We start from the raw sequence: 17,371 nt of genomic DNA, 5'->3' as shown, positions 1-17,371 counted from the left end.
ATACTTATATACTTATATACTTATATACTTATATACTTATATACTTATATACTTATATACTTATATACTTATATACTCAATACATACTACAGGGATCTGTATTTATGAAGGTAATCGCGGTATTAAATCAAAAGGGTGGTAGCGGTAAGACTACCATCGCAACGCATTTGGCTCGTGGCTTACAACTAAAAGGTCATAGTGTTTTGTTGGTGGATAGCGACCAGCAGGGCAGTGCGCGTGACTGGAGAGCGGTTGATGAAGACAATCCGGTACCAGTGATCGGGCTTGATAGACCAACACTTGATAAAGATTTAAAAAGCGTTTCTGATAAAGATTACGTGGTGATCGATGGATCGCCGCAAGCTACTAGTCTGGCTATTTCTGCTATAAAGGCGGCTGATTTTATATTGATTCCGGTGCAGCCGAGTCCTTATGATATCTGGGCAACCAGTGATTTGGTTGATTTAGTACAGCAACGTATTGAGATGATGGATGGCCAACTAAAGGCGGCCTTTGTCGTATCACGCGCCATTCAAAATACCAATATTGGTAAAGAGGTGGCAACCGCGCTGCTTGATTATAATCTTCCGGTATTAGAGACCAGAGTGATGCAGCGAGTTGCTTATCCTAATAGTGCTGCCCTTGGTAAGACAGTATTTGATACCGAATCGCCTAATAGCAATGCGATACAAGAGATAACCGCATTGGTCAGTGAGATTCAAATATTTTTTGGTGAGGAGTAGGTCATGAGTTTATCAGCAGGTCGCCCTAGTAAGAACGTTAAGGATCAGTTAGCTCTATCGGATGTGACGGACAGTCCCAAAAAGACGGTACGCGTGAATTTTAATCTAGATGAAGATAAACACATTGCGCTCAAACGGTACGCGCTTGAAAGCCGAAAAACGGTTACTGAGCTGTTGACTGAAATGATTGATGAAAAGTTGGTTGAACGATAGATATAAAAAATCGGATTTTTTATACCTAAAAAAAGGATATGTATAAAAAACTCAAAAAACTATATATATCATCGAACGCTGTGTACCTTTCTAGTATCATCAGATGCTTGTTTTCTTAAGCCAGACGTAGAAGCAAGCTGCAAAAAAAATGCCCATGGCAAAACAAGCACTGTTTCCTATATCAGTACCATATAATAGAACCAAAAACGGTTAGCAGTGCTAAGGTATATTGCCCTTAATCAAAGCGTACTCAATAACGATTTAAGTTACACAAAATATAAGGGGCTTCTAGCCCCATCATTATTCTGAACCGCCCCGAGATTGTCGGAGACTCAACTTTCTGAGAGAATACGACAATGAAAAGACAAACCTACACTCCTGAGATTAAAAAACGCGCCGTTCGCATGCTGATTGAAGCATTAAACGATTACACCTCTATGTGGTCAACCATTCAAGTTATAGTACTGAAAATAGAATCTACTTTTGGAACATTGTGGTCATGTCATAAAAAGCGCACTAATGAAACCATACTAACCAACATTCAAGACTAAGCTACACATACTAAAGAGCTTGAACGTGAAAATAAGAAGCTTACGTAAGCCAGTTAGATTACAGTAAAAGCCGCTTTTTTCGCCCAAGGAGAGATAGGACATACAATCCAGTTGTGGCTCAGTTTATTGATAACAATAAGTGTGTCTACGGTATTAGAGCAATATTGACTGTGCAATATAGAAGATATGCAATAAAATTATTTTCTACCTTTAATAAAATGCAGCAACCTAAACAAGGGTAAATTATGAGTAATTCAGATAACCACAGTCACCAAGCTCCAAACCCTAAAAATATGAATAAGGCTTTCTATATTGGAATTGGTCTAAATTCTGCATTTACGCTCATCGAGTTCATAGTGGGCTACTCAACTAATTCATTAGCTTTAATCGCAGACGCTAGCCACAACTTAAGTGATGTTGCCAGTTTAATAATCTCGTTAATTGGAATGAAATTAGCACAGAAAGCATCTACTACGCTTTATACCTATGGCTACAAAAAAGCTTCTATAATGGCTTCTCTTATTAACGCCATATTGTTAGTTACAATCGTTATAGGTATTGCGTATGAGGCCTTGGGTCGATTTGATACCATACCGGAAGTTGCAGGAAAAGTTATTATTATTACAGCTCTAATAGGTGTATTTATAAATACTGTTTCTGCTTTTGCATTCTACAAAGGTCAAAAAGACGATATTAATGTTAAAGGTGCTTTCTTGCATCTAATGGTAGATGCATTGGTCTCTGTAGGTGTCGTTATCTCGGGCATTATTATTTACTATACAAGTTGGAATATCGTTGATCCTCTAGTTAGCTTGATTATTTCAGTCGTGATACTGTTATCGACTTGGGGTCTACTAAAAGAGAGTATCAAGCTTGCTATTGACGGAGTACCTCAAAATGTTGATCTCAGTAAAATCACTGCTATCTTAGAGAGCTATAAATTTATTCAAAACTTTCATCATCTGCACATCTGGGCCTTGAGTACCACTGAGAATGCTCTGACAGTTCATATCGTACCGAAGAGCGATGTGACATTAGAAGAGACTCTTATTATGAAAGAAAATATTAAGGAAGATTTGGCGCATCAGAATATACAACATGCAACTATTGAATTTGGTATTAAGGCAGATGACAATCAAAAATCGCGTGCATTAAATGAAAGTATCAACTAAAAGATGATAGACCGTATATAGCTATCTCTTTTTAAGTATGAGGCGCGTGCTTTATGTCGACATAATTTTTTCAATCAGTTCTTATGTGATCAATAGTTTAAAACTTTTATATTTACGTGCGTTAGGACGTTACCTAGAAAAAATAAAAAACTTACGCTGATTAAATTATTATAATTAAGTTTACTATTACCCTCGTCCTCTAAGTGTGGTTAGACCTTTGCCAAAATAGCTTAGTAGTAATAACAGAGTTATTATTATCAAGATAGGATAATTTCCCATAAGCATAAAGGGAGTGTTACCAACCCGTGCCTGTATCTCACCACGTAGTACAGTACGCTCAAACTGCGGTGCGCGTTCTACAATACGACCTTTATGGTTAATGATAGCGGTAACACCAGTATTGGTCGCTCGAATAAACCAGCGCCCGTTCTCAAGCGCGCGCATTTGTACCATTTGCAAATGTTGCAATGGTCCTGCTGAAGTGCCAAACCAGGCATCGTTAGAGACCGTCAACAAAAAGTCAGTATCGATGGCATTTTTACGCGTGGTATCTGGATAAGCTACCTCATAACAGATAGCCGTCCCTATATTGTGTCCACGCACCTGTAGCGGTGACTGCTGATCACTACCGCGACTATAGCTCTTAATATCCTGACTACCGGCCAAACTTGGGAAAATATCGAGCACGCCTTCAAATGGAATATACTCTCCAAAAGGCACCAGACGCTGCTTCTTGTATAGGCCTTCCGCTTCTACACCTCGAGCAATCACGCTATTGTAAAATGGGGGATACTTATCCGTACTGGCATTGAATGCCGCTTTATCCTTATAAGGGATACCAGTTATCCATGTCGTATTGGTCGCATTAGCCATTTCTATCATTTCACTAATAAAGCCCGCAGCCTCATCCTGAAACATCGGAATAGATGATTCAGGCCACACCACAACATCACGTCCCCACTCAGTGCGCGTTAACTTCGCATAAATCTTTAGCGTTTCTACTTGATATTGAGTCAGCCACTTTATATCTTGTGAAATATTACCTTGAATCAATGACACTGACAGATCAGGTGTGCCCTTAGGTTTTGTCCATTGCGGATTGACCAGCCATAATGATGTGCTAATGGCCAATAACAGTACAGAAACGACGGCATAACTACTGCGCCGAAGCAGTAGCTCTACTAAACTTGCAGCCAATAGTATGGCAACAAAAGAGACGGCAAAAACACCAGCAACGGGTGCTAAGGACGATAACCAATACTCTTCAGTAAACGCATAACCAACAAACAGCCACGGAAAGCCTGTGAATAACCAAGTTTTTAACCATTCTTGTAGCACCCAAAGAGCAGCAAATGAAAAGGGTTGTTTGCCTACCATACGGTTAAAGGCTAGTGCTAAAAATCCATGAAACAGTCCCATACCGAGACCCATCAATCCAATCATAATCAATGCGAGCCACGTTGGAGTATCGCTATAATCATGGATAGCTGTATAGAGCCAAAAGCCGCCGACGCACCATAGCCCCATACCGTAAGCTTCACCGATAATAAAAGCGCGACGACCACTCATATTTGGCACCAACAGCGCATATAAAATCGCTGGTGACACTATTGCTAGCGGCCAGAACCCATAAGGCGATAATGCAAATAAAAAAATAGCCCCTGCAAGCCATGCTGCTACTAGCGTAAGCCATAGCGGTAATTGATTTAAGTGAGTACTCAAACGCTTTTGTAGACTAATAGTAGACAGGTGCATCGCAAATTATCCAAAATTATGAGCCTTGAATTTTTAATCAAAATCCAAAACTCAGATAGACCCGTTAATACTACAGGCAGCATTTCAAAATAAAAACTGCTTATGATACCAGTCCGCACTGCTCAATGTATAAATTTACGTACCCCGTTTGATGGGTTATTATGCTACATTACCAAACGATATGAAGTGTTACTTGACCTTCTATAGCTCACAATATCTACAGTACATGAGAGAGCACTATGACCCCCTTAAAAATAAAATCCAGTCTTATATTCAATCGTCATCTGTCTAAGGGGTTGCGTGGTACGCTGGTGTTACTTGCCGCCTCATCACTATTTGCTTGTAGCCAACCGAGTAGTGGCGTATCTGATGCAAACACAACATCAGTAACAACCGAAAATGCAACAGCTATCACTTTAAAGGAAGATGAACCAAACGCTAAAAGTGCTCACATGATGACAAGGTCAGTAAGTAAACCAGACCTACTAAAAAACGTCTCAGCTACGGTCTATAAAGATGCCAATTGCGGCTGCTGTAAAGAATGGATAAGTCATGCAGAAGATAATGGTCTAAGTGCAACCGCGCAAGATGTTGCGGACTTAGCCGTATTTAAAGAGCGCTACAGCGTTCCAACTGAGATGCGTTCTTGCCATACTGTAGTCACTACTGATGATTACGTCTTTGAAGGTCATGTACCTGCTAAGTATATGGCGCAGTTCTTAGAAAATCCGCCAGTACAAGCTATGGGTCTTGCCGTACCTGGCATGCCTGTTGGTAGCCCAGGTATGGAGTATCAAAATAAATTCATGCCCTATCAGGTTATGCAGCTCAATAAAGACGGGACGACCCAAGTTTATGCTGATATTGAATCGGTAGAGCAGCAATTATAGTGTGTTAGCAGTTAAGAATACTTTGATTATAGTGTTAGCGTTAAAAGTAAATGGGTGGTGTGTCAAAAAGTATGCTGATCAAAATTTGAACAATTTTTGAAGCTTTAAAAGCCATATATAATCAGAGAACTTAGCATAGACTTCTTATTGACTTTTAGCGCCAGCATACTTTTTAGAACACCACCAGTAAATGAGGCAGGTATAAGACTGTTCTATTGCTTATAAAATGATTCTTCATCAAAAAAATCATTAGCTATTGCGACTTTAAAAGCAAAAATAACTTTGAATTTGTAACTTTTGATGACAATGTAAGCGGATTTATCGGTTATTAACCCTTAAAATAGATAAATAATTAAGGGTTAATACAAGAATATACAGGATGTATCGAAACAATTACGTAATATTACATAAGCCAGTAGGGAATTAACATCTATATCTATATTAATATTATAAATTATTATATTATCTTAATAATTAGTTAGACCCTATATAGGGTAATTACTTCATCCAATAAAAAAACGTCTGAGGGTTAAATCTATAATTTAGATTTAACCCTCAGACGTTTTTTTGCTTATAAAACAGTAGAAATTGTTGTCAATTTAGTCAGCTATATTCTGTATATGTTACACAAACTTACATTGTAAAATGTGGAATATTAGCAATTTTTTCAACATCAAAAAAGTATTTTTGGGGTTTTTAAGGGTGATGACAGGCTAAACAGCCTATGCTAAAGTCGGCTTTGTGTTTTGGCCAGCAGCTTGATTTGCAACAGCTTCGTAAGACTTCAATGATGTGCTGTGATCGCCAATAATCATTTTTTATATGAATAATATGCAGCAGAAGTATCAGTCACTATGACGTATATATACTTGAGTTGTTGAAATTTAATTGACTGCGCTGTTGTTGATAACAGACCATTTTGAATTAACCGTAGGTATTAGATTTATGAAACAGGCTTTATTGATTTTGTCAGTACTGGGTATGGGCATAGCACAAACGAGTGGTGCTGCTATCACAATCTCTCAAACAAATAATACCATCACCAATACTTCTGTGGCATCAAACTACGGTTCATCAAAAAACATCTATAGCACTAGCAGTGGTGCTTATGTTTCTAGTAATGACGAAATCAGTCAAGCTATTAGCAACCTAAGTGCGCAGGCTAAGCAAAAAGAGAGTCGGCTTTCATCATTAAACAGCCGCTTATACGCTGAAAAACAACAGCAGCAAGTCAATACAGTTCCTGATAGCAATTCAGCCCCCGCTATCGCTGCTGCTCGTGCTTCACGAGTGGCTCTATCTGGTAGCTCTGGATACTGTGCCCGTTACGTACGTAAAGCACTACAATCAGCAGGTTATGAGTTCACCCCCAATCCTTCAGCCTATCAGTACGCCACTCGTGGCACGCTTGATAAAGCAGGTTTTAGCAAAATCAGTAATGATATGCCAACCCAAGTAGGTGATGTTATTGTCTATGATCGCTCATCAAAGCGTCCACATGGCCATATCCAAATCTTTGATGGCGAAAACTGGATTTCTGATTTCCGTCAGAACAGCATCAGCCCATACAGTGGTGTCTATGCTTATACCACATGGCGTGATTCAAAATACGTGGATGACGCATCCGCATCAGATCGAAATATCTACCTTGCTATGAATGATAAATAAGACCTGATAAGTCAGCACAACATAGTTATTATTTCCTCCAACCCCAGTAGTGATCTTAATATCATTGCTGGGTTTTTTTGTGCTTAACATCAGGGTGTATTTAACCTTTCATGATTTGATCAGTTAGAAATGAACACTACTGATATCATTACTCATGACAGGAATTATCGACCAGCGCGTTTAAGATGCCACATGATACTGCTGGTGCACTACTTGCACATTTCTGACGCAAAACAGTCAAGTGCTGCTTTAAGTGCATCAATTCTTCCATTCGTATTTCTACAGCATAAATTTGCTTATCTAGTAATGAGTTCACATCACCACAGTCTTTATCAGGTTCCTCCCAGTATTCAAGTAAGATTCTTACTTCGTCTAAAGCCATGTCAAGCGTACGGCAGTGTAGGATAAATTGTAGACGTTCAATGTGCTCTTCATTATATAAACGATAATTCCCTGCGCTGCGAGAAGGCTCAGGTAATAAGTGCTCCTTTTCGTAATAGCGAATGGTTTCCACTGTGGCACCTGTGCGTTTAGCGAGCTCACCAATTTTGATTGTCATAACAACCTCTATGATTTAAATGATTAAAGTGGCTGTAAAGACTGGCGCTAGAGAAATTAAAATTACGAAACTGTAGATGAATAACCTTGACTCTAAAGCCACTAGAGGGTTCATAATATCATTATTCAAAGGGTAAATTATTATGAAATATCATATTGAAGGTATGGACTGTGCCAGTTGCATCGGCAAGATTGAAACAGCTTTGAAACGTATGCCTGGGGTTTCTGATGTTCAGCTGAATTTCGCTACAGAAACGCTAGAGCTAAATTTAGCCCCTGGTGCGCCGACTCAGGCTAGTGATATCGAAAAAACCATCAAAAGCCTAGGGTTCGGTATATCTGCCAATACTGGTCAACAAACTGTATCGGCTATTGATATTGACAGCGACAATCAGATGGCTCCGCAGGATAAGCGGTGGTGGCAAACTCAAAAAGGCAAACAGGTTGTTGGTCTCGGTATTTTGATGGGCAGCGCTTATGCACTGTCACTACTGTTCCCCGCTTATGGGATATGGGTGTTTGCCATCGCTGTGATTGTAGGCGTTTTTCCATTTGCACGCAAAGCCTTAGCACTGGCTAAAACAGGTTCATTCTTTTCAATTGAAACGCTGATGTCCGTCGCCGTGCTTGGCGCACTTATCATTGGTGAAGCTGAAGAGGCCGCAGCGGTTGTCTTTTTGTTCTCAATCGGTGAACTGTTTGAGAGTATCGCTGCTGATCGCGCTCGCGCTGGCATCAGAGCCTTATCATCGCTGGTTCCGAAAAGTGCGATTTTACTTGATGCTCAAGGTGGGCAGCGTAACGTTCCAGCGACTTCACTACAAGTGAATGACCTTGTGCTGGTGCGTCCTGGAGATAGGGTATCTGCTGATGGTTCCATTGTTCAAGGTGCGTCCAGCCTTGATGATTCGCCCGTGACGGGAGAGTCTGTTCCTGTTGCCAAGACGATGGGTGACAATGTATTTGCAGGGTCAATTAACATCGATGGTGTGCTCCAAGTGCGCGTAGAAAAGACAGCCGCCGATAACACTATTTCGCGCATTATTGATTTGGTAGAGCAAGCGCAAGCTTCCAAAGCACCCACTGCCCGTTTTATTGAGAAATTCAGTCGTTACTATACACCGGCTGTGATGGCTATTGCCGCCCTAATTATCATCGTCCCACCGTTAACCATGGGCGGAGATTGGTCAACTTGGTTATATCGAGGTCTAGCCTTATTATTGATCGCTTGTCCTTGTGCTCTTGTGCTCTCAACACCAGCTGCTATCGCCTCTGGTCTAGCGGTCGGTGCGCGCCGCGGCTTGCTGATCAAGGGCGGTAGTGCTTTAGAAACCATCGGCCAAGTGAAGACAGTCGCTTTTGACAAGACAGGCACTTTAACTGAAGGCAAACCACGCGTGACCGATGTTGTTGACATTACACAAGAGTATTCAAGTGTTCAAGGTCAGGATTCTCAGGATCAGGGTTCTCAAGGTAAAGATAAGGTATTGGCGCTCTTTGCCAGTGTGGAGACAGGTTCTAGTCACCCGCTTGCTGAAGCCATTGTCAGTCATGCCAAAGCCGCCAAAGTTGTCATACCTGTGGCTTCTAAAGCTTCTGCTACTGCGGGTAAAGCGGTACACGCAACTATCGCTGGGCGCGCGCTAGCTATCGGTTCGCCTGTTTATGCCGCAGATGAGGCATCAATTTCAGCCGAGCAACAGGCACAAATCGAGGCGCTGCAAAATGAGGGCAAGACCGTCTCAGTTCTTTTCGATGAGCAAAGTCGAGAAGTGCTTGGATTGGTCGCACTAAGAGACGAGTTACGAGACGACGCTCATGAAGGTGTGGCTCAACTTAAAGCGATGGGTGTGCGCTCCGTCATGCTAACAGGCGACAACCGCTTAACCGCTCAAGCACTTGCCAGTAATTTAGACGTGGAATGGGAAGCTGAGCTGTTGCCTGAGGACAAACTGCGCTTGCTTAACGAGATGAAGAATAACAGCAAAATAGCGATGGTGGGTGATGGTATTAACGATGCGCCAGCACTAGCAACCGCTGATGTTGGCATCGCGATGGGTGGTGGTACCGATGTGGCCATTGAGACGGCCGATATCGCATTATTGAAAAGTCGGGTTACAGACATGGCTCATCTGATTGCACTTTCGCGTGCCACCATGCGCAACATTCATCAGAACGTCATTTTCGCTTTAGGTCTCAAAGGCGTCTTTCTGATCACGACCGTATTCGGCATTACTGGACTATGGATTGCGGTTCTAGCTGATGCTGGAGCAACAGTGCTCGTTACTCTCAATGCGTTACGTTTACTGCGCTTTAAAGGAGCGCCTCCAATGGTAACTGCGCCTAAAGTAGTTAAATAAAACCCTTCGAAATCAATTAAAAACTAGAGATAGCAGCAGATTTCGGGGGTGGGTTCTAATAATAAAAATTCCACCGCTACAGTAAACTGCAACCGCATTAGAGTAAATAAGGTTAGACCGTATGTTGATTACAGAATTGGGCTATTTTGCCTTGCTTACCGCTTTTGTATTGGCGTTATTGCAGGTAATTCTGCCAACTATTGGTGTTATTCGTAACCAAGTTGCTTGGCAACGACTAGCCCCTAGCTTAGCTTGGGCACAGTTTGCCGCCATGATAACGTCATTTGGCGCTTTGATAGCAGGTTTTTATTATAATGATTTTAGCCTCAGTTACGTCGCGCAGCATTCCAATACGCTGTTGCCTTGGTACTATAAGTTATCGGCGACATGGGGCGGACACGAGGGCTCTTTGCTGCTATGGATGACCATCATGGCCACATGGTGTGCACTGGTATCATACTTTAGTCGCGGCTTGCCGTTATCAATGCGTGCGCGGGTACTAGTTATTTTGGCCGGTGTACAGTTAATGATGCTAACAATGCTGATATTTACCTCGTCACCGTTTGAGCGTACCTTACCCAATCTAGCGGTCGATGGCGCTGATTTAAATCCCGTCCTACAAGATTTCGGTCTGATTATTCATCCGCCCATGTTATATATGGGCTATGTGGGTATGGTAGTGCCTTTTGCATTTTGTATGGCGGCATTGTGGGAAGGGCGTTTAGATGCTGCTTGGACACGCTGGTCACGTCCATGGGCGCTCGCGGCTTGGGGATTTTTGACCATTGGTATTGCACTGGGCTCGTGGTGGGCCTACTACGAGCTTGGCTGGGGCGGTTGGTGGTTTTGGGATCCGGTAGAGAACGCCTCGTTTATGCCTTGGCTTGTCGGCTTAGCATTGCTGCATTCATTAGCAGTCACTGAAAAGCGCGGGGTGTTTAAAGCATGGACCATCATGCTGGCTATTTTCGCCTTTGCCTTAAGCTTGCTTGGCACGTTCCTGGTACGCTCTGGAGTCCTTACCTCAGTGCATTCGTTTGCCGCTGATCCGACGCGTGGTTTGGTTATCTTAGCTATTCTTGGCATTATCATCGGTAGTGGTCTATTGATGTTTGCCGTTCGCGGTTGGCGTTTAACCGTTGAAAGTCAATATCAGCTGATTTCACGTGAGTCCTTTTTAGTGATCAACAACGCCATCATTTTGATTGCAACCTTAGTGGTGTTGCTCGGCACCCTCTATCCTATTATCGCTGATGCCTTTGGTTTAGGACAAGTGTCCGTCGGCCCTCCTTATTTTAATGCATTATTTGTACCTTTAACGTGGCTGTTATTAATAGCTATGGGTATGGGCTCAAATATTCGCTGGAAAAAAGACACCCGTCCACTACTGGGTATAGGCATGGTCATCGCCGTTAGTAGCTTAGTATTAGCCGCCATTATTACTTACTTTGTTAATCCATCGTCTATGCTTAATATTGGTGTGACTTTAGCCGTTAGCTTTTGGGTACTGCTATGGATGGCAGTTGATTTTAAAGATAAAACTAAGAATGCGCCTAATCTTTTTAACGGTTTGCGGCAGTTGCGTCTGAGCTATTGGGGTCAACAGACTGCTCATATTGGCGTATTGGTTGCTGTCATTGGCATAGCCTTTACTAGTAGCTTGAGTATTGAGCGTGACGTAGCAATGGGTATTGGCGATACAGTCAATGTTCAAGGTTACGATTTTGAAGTAACTGAATTTTTTGAAATAAAGGGGAGTAACTTTGATGCAACGCAAGCTGAGGTTGTAGTGACTAAGAATGGCCAAGAAGTGGCAACGCTATATCCTGAAAAACGTACGTATATTATCAGCACTATGCCAACAACTGAGGCCGCTATTGACCCCAATCTTATGCGCGATGTTTATGTCGCACTGGGCGAACCTATTGCCGATGGTAGTAACCAATGGGCATTAAGGATTTATGTAAAACCATTAATTCGCTGGATTTGGTTAGGGGCAATTATCATGGCTCTAGGTGGATTAATTAGCATGCTTGATAAACGATACCGCATCAAAAAAGTTAAAGCTCCATTGCTAGTTACTGGTGATCTGGCTACTGATGGAGTCAATGAGGTAGCTATTGAACAGGCAATCTCAGCATCGACGATGTCGACACTAAAGGAGAAATAAATGACTATGTCGAATAATACTCCTGAGCAAAAAGATAGCCAAAACAGTAAGCAGCGTAACCCAAAGACAATGAAAAAAAAGCAGACGAAGCTATGGTTCTTAATTCCGCTTATCCTCTTTTTTGGTTTGGTAGTTATATTGTACATGCGCTTAGGTAAACCAACAGACATTGTGACCAATACCGCTCTTGAGCGTCCGGTTCCTACCTTTGAGCTGCCGTTATTAGCAGATACTACCCGTACTATCACCAATGATAATTTGCCGGATAAGCCGTTTTTACTTAATGTTTGGGGCTCATGGTGCCCAACTTGCGTTATTGAGCATCCGTTTTTAATGCAACTAGAAGAGCGCGGCGTTGATATCGTTGGTGTGAATTATAAGGATGAGATTGGTAATGCGCTCAGTTACTTAAACCGAGGCGGTGATCCATTTTCTATGTCTATTCAGGATTCATTGGGTCAGTTTGCTCTAGACTTAGGCATAACTGGTGCGCCCGAAACCTTTGTTGTGGATGGAGATGGCATCATTCGTCAGCATATTGTTGGTGAGGTTAATGAAGCCAATTGGCAACAGCGTGTTAAGCCGTGCCTGACCGTACTTAATGAGGCTAATAAGAACAACGATAGTCCTGATCTCATTCAGGTTGAGGAGATGTGCAAATGAACGTTATTCGAATAAGAGCTCCTCAACTAAAACCCAATATAGTTTTAAAACTAGCAAGCTTAATACTAGCGTGTCTGCTTAACATGACGGCAAACGCAGCTATTGACGTATACGATTTTGACTCACCACAGCAAGAAGCTCAGTATCGTGGATTAATAGAAGAGTTTCGCTGCCCAAAATGCCAAAATCAAAACCTTGCAGCCTCTGATGCACCGATTGCACAGGATCTAAAGCAAAAAGTCTATGATTTAATTAAAGATAGACGTAGTGATGCTGAAATACGCGTCTATATGCAAGAGCGCTACGGTGACTTTATTAGCTACAAGCCGCCTATGCGACCATCAACATGGATCCTATGGTTTTTTCCACCACTATTATTGCTCGTCTTAATTATTGGTTGGTTTTGGCAAAGTAAGCGTCGCCAAGTTGTTGCCCGTGGTCAAAGCGGCGTCACAGTGAACAGTACTGCTGCCTTGACCTCTACGGAAAAGGCTGAGCTTGATCGTCTATTATCGCAAGCTGAGAGTGTCGACCACGACATTACTAGCCTAGAGGACAAAAAATGACTCTATTTTCTACTTTTGGCTTATTTGTAACTCTAAGCTTGCTGATTGCTCTTATATTTGCGCTGATTGCTATTATGCCATGGCTACGAGCACCGCGTTTGCAGTCCAAACCAATAGACAATCAACTGCTAGATATTAATGTTGCAGTATTTCGCGAACGTTTAGCTGAGCTACAAACAGATAAAGACAGCGGTACTATTAATAATAGCCATTATCAAAATCAAAAGCTGGAGCTTGAGCGTCAGCTATTAGATGCGCAGCGTCAGATAACACCTATGGTCACCCCTGATGTCAAAAGCCGTTTAATTGTCGCAGCTTGGATCCCAATATTGGCTGCAATGGCGTATTTACTAATAGGCAATCGTACGCCCGTGTTTGATTTGTGGACAGCTGAGGACAAAGTAGGACAAGTGGCTGACGACCTATTGACAGCTAAAATTGACAAGCCGCCATCATGGGCGTTTGAAGATGGTCGTCAACTGATTAGCGCCATGCAAACCAATGTTCATCGTAATGCTGATGATCCTAATCGCTGGATGCGCCTATCCGAGCTTTTCTTATCTATGGAGGCAACTGATTCTGCGCTGGAAGCCTTATCTCGTGCCTATCGTTTAGCTCCTGAAAATGAAGAAATCGCCACCACTTATGCTCAGACTAGCTTTTTCGTTAATGAAGGTCAGTTAGACGCCAATATTCGCCGTGTATTACAAGCTATATTAGCTAAGAATCCGCAGCATGAACGGGCTCAAATGCTCATGGCAATGGGTGAGACTCGTAGTAGTAACTTTGCCCAAGCGCAAGGTTGGATTAAACGCTTACAAGGCAGCATTGTGGCCAAACCAGGTGATCATACTAAAGCTTTAGCAAGCTTAGATGAGTTAAGCAACTACGTTAGCACGCAAGAAAAGCAAGCGCTAGAAGGTATTGACGTGACAGTGAAAATTAACGCTAATTTATTACCGTTAGTGAAAGCTGATGATGTGTTGTTTGTTGCGATACGTGACGTTAAAGGAGGTCCACCGTTTGCCGCCAAACGTTTACCCATTAGTGTTATTGAGCAAGGTGAGGCCAGTATCCGCTTAAGCAATCTTGATGCGATGATGCCAGATCGCACGTTAAATTCAGCTCGTAGTGACAAAACTCAGTTAGCAGTCGTTGCTCGTATTAGTCATAGCGGTAATGCCATAGCAGAGTCAGGCGACTTATCGGGTAATCCGATAGTGATTAGTGCTGAACAGACTCAGGTTAATATTGAAATCAATCAACAGATTCCCTAATAAAAAATTATTACCGTAAGTTTCATAATACCAGAGCGGTAAGTGGAGCCGTTTTTAAAAGTGGCGCTATTAATAGTCGTATACTAAAAACATATACGTTTAACATTGTTCATTGTATAAACACAGATAAAGAAAACAACTATGACTGAATCTACCGACAGATTAGATAGTACTAAATTGAATAGCGTTGAATCGGCTAGTACTAATATTGCTGACAATAAAGTACCTATAGCTGTGAGTAGTACTCATCAATCAATTGACTCTAAAACCATGAATCATACGCCTAAAGCTATGTACGTAAACTCAGGCAACTCGATAACACCTAAAGGTAAGTTGAATAAAATGCCAAAAATGGTTGCCAATGGCAGTCGCGCTTTTATCTGGTATTTGTTGGCGATAATGGTATTAATACTTGATCAATGGACTAAGTGGTTGGCCCAAACCAAATTAGCGTTCAATGACCCCGTACCGGTCATTGAACCATTTCTCAACTGGACACTCGCTTATAACTATGGGGCAGCATTTAGCTTTTTAGCCGACGCTGGCGGTTGGCAGAAATGGTTTTTCTCAGGCTTAGCTTTTGTAATGGCTATCTTTTTAACGGTTTATTTAATCAAAGCGCCACGTGCAGCCAAGCTATTGTCCATGGGGTTAGCCTTAATGCTCGGTGGTGCGATTGGCAACTTAATCGATCGTTTAAGAATTGGTAAAGTGGTTGACTTTATCCATGTGCATTATGCTGATGTCTGGAATTATCCTATTTTCAATGTTGCAGATATAGGTGTCTGTGTCGGTGTCGCATTGATTATAATTGACATGATATTTTTAGAAAGTAAGCGTAATAAATAAGCACATTGATGCCGATTATCACAAACAAAATGAACTAGCGTCGTAGTCACTCTATACGGAAAAATACTTTTTATACTTGAGTATGTTTATAAAATGTGAACTGGAAGGTAATGTATGACTGGTATAGGTACTCACTCATTTTAGGTCTTAAAACCCAATACTTAAAAGCTCTGCGTAGAGCCATTATTATAGAGACATTGAATAATCCATAAATTCTTTATTGATAATAACAAAAGGAAAATATAGTGTCACAGGCTCAGCCAACTATTGAAAAAATTCACAGCCTTAGAAAAAAACAAGAGACCGCGTTAAAAAGTCTTACCCTTATAGGCTACCTAGAAGGCACCTCTTTCTTATTATTGCTCTTCATCGCCATGCCACTAAAATATATGCTGGATATTCCAGAAGGTGTGAAATACATCGGTATGGCACACGGTATTTTGTTTATTACCTATATCATAATACTTATAGGCTCAGCTATCAAAATGAAAATGCCTCTTTGGGCAATACCTGCGGGCGTACTCGGCTCACTCTTACCTTTTGGCCCATTTATATTCGATCATTTACTAAAAAATAACTTACAGAAAAGTGTAAGTAAAGAAGCCTAGAACAAGCTCTGCTACAAATGATACAAATGATACAAACGTATATTATTACTCAAGATTATTTTTCCTAACTAAATTACAAGCCGCCATCACTCATCATGGCGACAAATGAATAATATTGAGCAGAAATTAATCACAATAAAACTTTGATTCAGACCCAGTATGAATAGTCTTACACTCTAGTTACTTTTCCAACTTATCTTACATACTATCGACAAACCCGTCTTGTTTAAAAGCTAAACAGGTTTTGTCATCCGCGATGGATTTCCTGTTATCGTAGGGTATACCCCAAGGAAACCAGTTATTTTACCTTTCAAACCTATTAACAGACTACTTAAAGCAGACTGTTAGCATGGAACCATCTATAACAGACTTTTGAATTATAAGACTGGCTGCTGTGCTTTTTTCCTATCATTAGCCTATACCCAAAACATAAAACCTCTAAACAATAACTTATCTATCATTAGACTTGTTTATATTATTAAATGATAGTAATATCTTACTATTATCAATGAACATTAACTATTAAGTCTAAGTGATAGAGGCTGCGTTATGACTGTTCGTATTTATGTGAGAGCCAGTACTAAGGATCAAGACGCTAAGAGAGCCTTGTCTGACTTGATTAGCTTTAGCCAAAGCTATGATGATAACCATGTTGAGTACGTAGAGCATTTCAGTGGTACTAAGCTTGATAGACCAGCACTCACTCTGTTACTCAATGATGCTGAAGAAGGCGATATTCTGCTGGTCGAAAGTGTGGATAGATTAAGCCGGCTATCTCAAGATGATTTTGCGATTCTAAAGCAGCGTATCAAAGATAAGGGCTTACGATTGGTGGTGGCGGATTTACCAACCACGCATACGGTTAGCGAGGGTATGACTGGAGAGATTCTAAAGGTCATTAACGATATGCTGATCGATTTACTGGCAACCATGGCAAAGCTGGATAACGATAAGCGTAGAGAGCGTATCAAGCAGGGATTAGCAAACAGTGGATATAAACCTACTGGTAAGAAAGCAAATCTAGCAAAACACAATCGTATTAGAGAATTAGACAGTCAAAATAATATGACAAAAGAGGAAATCGCTAAGGCGGTTGGTGTTGGGGTAGCTACGGTTTATCGTGTCTTAAAACAGGGTTAATAGCTGAAGTATTTTAAACATTAATTTACGTTTCTATAGACGCGATGCTATCAAATATATAATCATTAAGTTGATAGATTTTAATCATGTATCTTGATTCAAAAAAACCCTGTATTTGAGTATTTGAGTATTTGAGTATTTGAGTATTTGAGTATTTGAGTATTTGAGTATTTGAGTATTTGAGTATT

Annotated in this window: 16 protein-coding genes; 14 read left to right on the top strand and 2 right to left on the bottom strand. The window is 41.2% G+C overall.

Going from position 1 to position 17,371, the window contains the following annotated elements:
- Window positions 1-104 precede the first annotated feature (104 nt).
- From parA to I3254_RS00725, 4 genes are all read left to right on the top strand, one after another.
- Window positions 105-743, top strand: coding sequence for a ParA family partition ATPase (gene parA, locus I3254_RS00740; RefSeq protein ID WP_198333365.1), 639 nt, complete (start codon window positions 105-107; stop codon window positions 741-743).
- 3 nt (window positions 744-746) lie between these two features.
- A complete protein-coding gene (locus tag I3254_RS00735) occupies window positions 747-956 on the top strand; it encodes a plasmid partition protein ParG (protein ID WP_045448060.1) in 210 nt (69 codons plus the stop codon).
- A 356-nt stretch (window positions 957-1,312) separates the two neighbouring features.
- The gene (locus I3254_RS00730; RefSeq protein WP_140412949.1) at window positions 1,313-1,507 is read left to right on the top strand and encodes a hypothetical protein; all 195 of its coding nucleotides are present in this window, start codon (window positions 1,313-1,315) and stop codon (window positions 1,505-1,507) included.
- Between the two features lie 245 nt (window positions 1,508-1,752).
- Window positions 1,753-2,679, top strand: coding sequence for a cation diffusion facilitator family transporter (locus tag I3254_RS00725; protein ID WP_087813585.1), 927 nt, complete (start codon window positions 1,753-1,755; stop codon window positions 2,677-2,679).
- Between the two features lie 186 nt (window positions 2,680-2,865).
- Here the strand turns inward: I3254_RS00725 and lnt are convergent, their stop codons facing one another.
- Window positions 2,866-4,434 carry an apolipoprotein N-acyltransferase gene (lnt, locus tag I3254_RS00720; RefSeq protein ID WP_045448063.1) on the bottom strand — a complete coding sequence of 523 codons (1,569 nt, stop codon included), beginning with the start codon at window positions 4,432-4,434 and terminating at the stop codon, window positions 2,866-2,868.
- A gap of 239 nt (window positions 4,435-4,673) precedes the next feature.
- Here lnt and I3254_RS00715 point away from each other — a divergent pair, with 239 nt between their 5' ends.
- Entirely contained in the window at window positions 4,674-5,324 is a 651-nt protein-coding gene (locus tag I3254_RS00715) for a DUF411 domain-containing protein (protein ID WP_011513677.1), read from the top strand.
- 945 nt (window positions 5,325-6,269) lie between these two features.
- Entirely contained in the window at window positions 6,270-6,992 is a 723-nt protein-coding gene (locus I3254_RS00710) for a CHAP domain-containing protein (protein WP_011513678.1), read from the top strand.
- 148 nt (window positions 6,993-7,140) lie between these two features.
- On the opposite strand, the gene cadR is transcribed toward I3254_RS00710, so the two are convergent.
- On the bottom strand, window positions 7,141-7,551 hold the full coding sequence (gene cadR / locus I3254_RS00705; RefSeq protein ID WP_060492340.1) for a Cd(II)/Pb(II)-responsive transcriptional regulator: 411 nt from the start codon (window positions 7,549-7,551) through the stop codon (window positions 7,141-7,143).
- Between the two features lie 142 nt (window positions 7,552-7,693).
- Here cadR and I3254_RS00700 point away from each other — a divergent pair, with 142 nt between their 5' ends.
- The 8 genes from I3254_RS00700 (at window position 7,694) to I3254_RS00665 (ending at window position 17,183) form a co-directional block, all read left to right on the top strand.
- Window positions 7,694-9,910 carry a heavy metal translocating P-type ATPase gene (locus tag I3254_RS00700; protein ID WP_198333361.1) on the top strand — a complete coding sequence of 739 codons (2,217 nt, stop codon included), beginning with the start codon at window positions 7,694-7,696 and terminating at the stop codon, window positions 9,908-9,910.
- Window positions 9,911-10,031: 121 nt separating this feature from the next.
- Window positions 10,032-12,080 (top strand): heme lyase CcmF/NrfE family subunit, encoded by a 2,049-nt coding sequence (locus tag I3254_RS00695; protein ID WP_058368779.1) that lies wholly within the window; start codon window positions 10,032-10,034, stop codon window positions 12,078-12,080.
- Between the two features lie 6 nt (window positions 12,081-12,086).
- Entirely contained in the window at window positions 12,087-12,743 is a 657-nt protein-coding gene (locus I3254_RS00690) for a DsbE family thiol:disulfide interchange protein (protein ID WP_173240336.1), read from the top strand.
- On the top strand, window positions 12,740-13,309 hold the full coding sequence (locus tag I3254_RS00685) for a cytochrome c-type biogenesis protein (RefSeq protein WP_045448069.1): 570 nt from the start codon (window positions 12,740-12,742) through the stop codon (window positions 13,307-13,309). The genes I3254_RS00690 and I3254_RS00685 overlap by 4 nt, the downstream gene beginning before the upstream one ends.
- Complete coding sequence (ccmI, locus tag I3254_RS00680) at window positions 13,306-14,586, top strand: c-type cytochrome biogenesis protein CcmI (protein ID WP_045448072.1); 1,281 nt, start codon at window positions 13,306-13,308, stop codon at window positions 14,584-14,586. The genes I3254_RS00685 and ccmI overlap by 4 nt, the downstream gene beginning before the upstream one ends.
- 141 nt (window positions 14,587-14,727) lie before the next feature.
- Window positions 14,728-15,435: a signal peptidase II gene (gene lspA, locus I3254_RS00675; protein ID WP_238050485.1), complete on the top strand. Its 708-nt coding sequence runs from the start codon at window positions 14,728-14,730 to the stop codon at window positions 15,433-15,435.
- A gap of 245 nt (window positions 15,436-15,680) precedes the next feature.
- Entirely contained in the window at window positions 15,681-16,043 is a 363-nt protein-coding gene (locus I3254_RS00670) for a DUF3817 domain-containing protein (RefSeq protein ID WP_087813587.1), read from the top strand.
- Between the two features lie 549 nt (window positions 16,044-16,592).
- On the top strand, window positions 16,593-17,183 hold the full coding sequence (locus I3254_RS00665) for a recombinase family protein (RefSeq protein WP_238050478.1): 591 nt from the start codon (window positions 16,593-16,595) through the stop codon (window positions 17,181-17,183).
- Window positions 17,184-17,371 lie beyond the last annotated feature (188 nt).

The sequence above is a fragment of the Psychrobacter sp. Ps2 genome (genome assembly GCF_022129405.1).
In the GTDB taxonomy this organism is placed as follows: Bacteria; Pseudomonadota; Gammaproteobacteria; order Pseudomonadales; family Moraxellaceae; genus Psychrobacter.
Note: the sequence above shows the minus strand (reverse complement) of the source record. Positions and strands in the feature narration are given on the sequence as shown.

Coding starts and splice junctions, on each gene's coding strand:
- parA (WP_198333365.1), top strand. CDS start 105: ATGAAGGTAATCGCGGTATTAAATCAAAAGGGTGGTAGCGGTAAGACT.
- lnt (WP_045448063.1), bottom strand. CDS start 4,434: ATGCACCTGTCTACTATTAGTCTACAAAAGCGTTTGAGTACTCACTTA.
- I3254_RS00690 (WP_173240336.1), top strand. CDS start 12,087: ATGTCGAATAATACTCCTGAGCAAAAAGATAGCCAAAACAGTAAGCAG.
- I3254_RS00735 (WP_045448060.1), top strand. CDS start 747: ATGAGTTTATCAGCAGGTCGCCCTAGTAAGAACGTTAAGGATCAGTTA.
- I3254_RS00710 (WP_011513678.1), top strand. CDS start 6,270: ATGAAACAGGCTTTATTGATTTTGTCAGTACTGGGTATGGGCATAGCA.
- I3254_RS00665 (WP_238050478.1), top strand. CDS start 16,593: ATGACTGTTCGTATTTATGTGAGAGCCAGTACTAAGGATCAAGACGCT.
- lspA (WP_238050485.1), top strand. CDS start 14,728: ATGACTGAATCTACCGACAGATTAGATAGTACTAAATTGAATAGCGTT.
- I3254_RS00730 (WP_140412949.1), top strand. CDS start 1,313: ATGAAAAGACAAACCTACACTCCTGAGATTAAAAAACGCGCCGTTCGC.
- ccmI (WP_045448072.1), top strand. CDS start 13,306: ATGACTCTATTTTCTACTTTTGGCTTATTTGTAACTCTAAGCTTGCTG.
- I3254_RS00715 (WP_011513677.1), top strand. CDS start 4,674: ATGACCCCCTTAAAAATAAAATCCAGTCTTATATTCAATCGTCATCTG.
- I3254_RS00700 (WP_198333361.1), top strand. CDS start 7,694: ATGAAATATCATATTGAAGGTATGGACTGTGCCAGTTGCATCGGCAAG.
- I3254_RS00695 (WP_058368779.1), top strand. CDS start 10,032: ATGTTGATTACAGAATTGGGCTATTTTGCCTTGCTTACCGCTTTTGTA.
- I3254_RS00725 (WP_087813585.1), top strand. CDS start 1,753: ATGAGTAATTCAGATAACCACAGTCACCAAGCTCCAAACCCTAAAAAT.
- I3254_RS00685 (WP_045448069.1), top strand. CDS start 12,740: ATGAACGTTATTCGAATAAGAGCTCCTCAACTAAAACCCAATATAGTT.
- cadR (WP_060492340.1), bottom strand. CDS start 7,551: ATGACAATCAAAATTGGTGAGCTCGCTAAACGCACAGGTGCCACAGTG.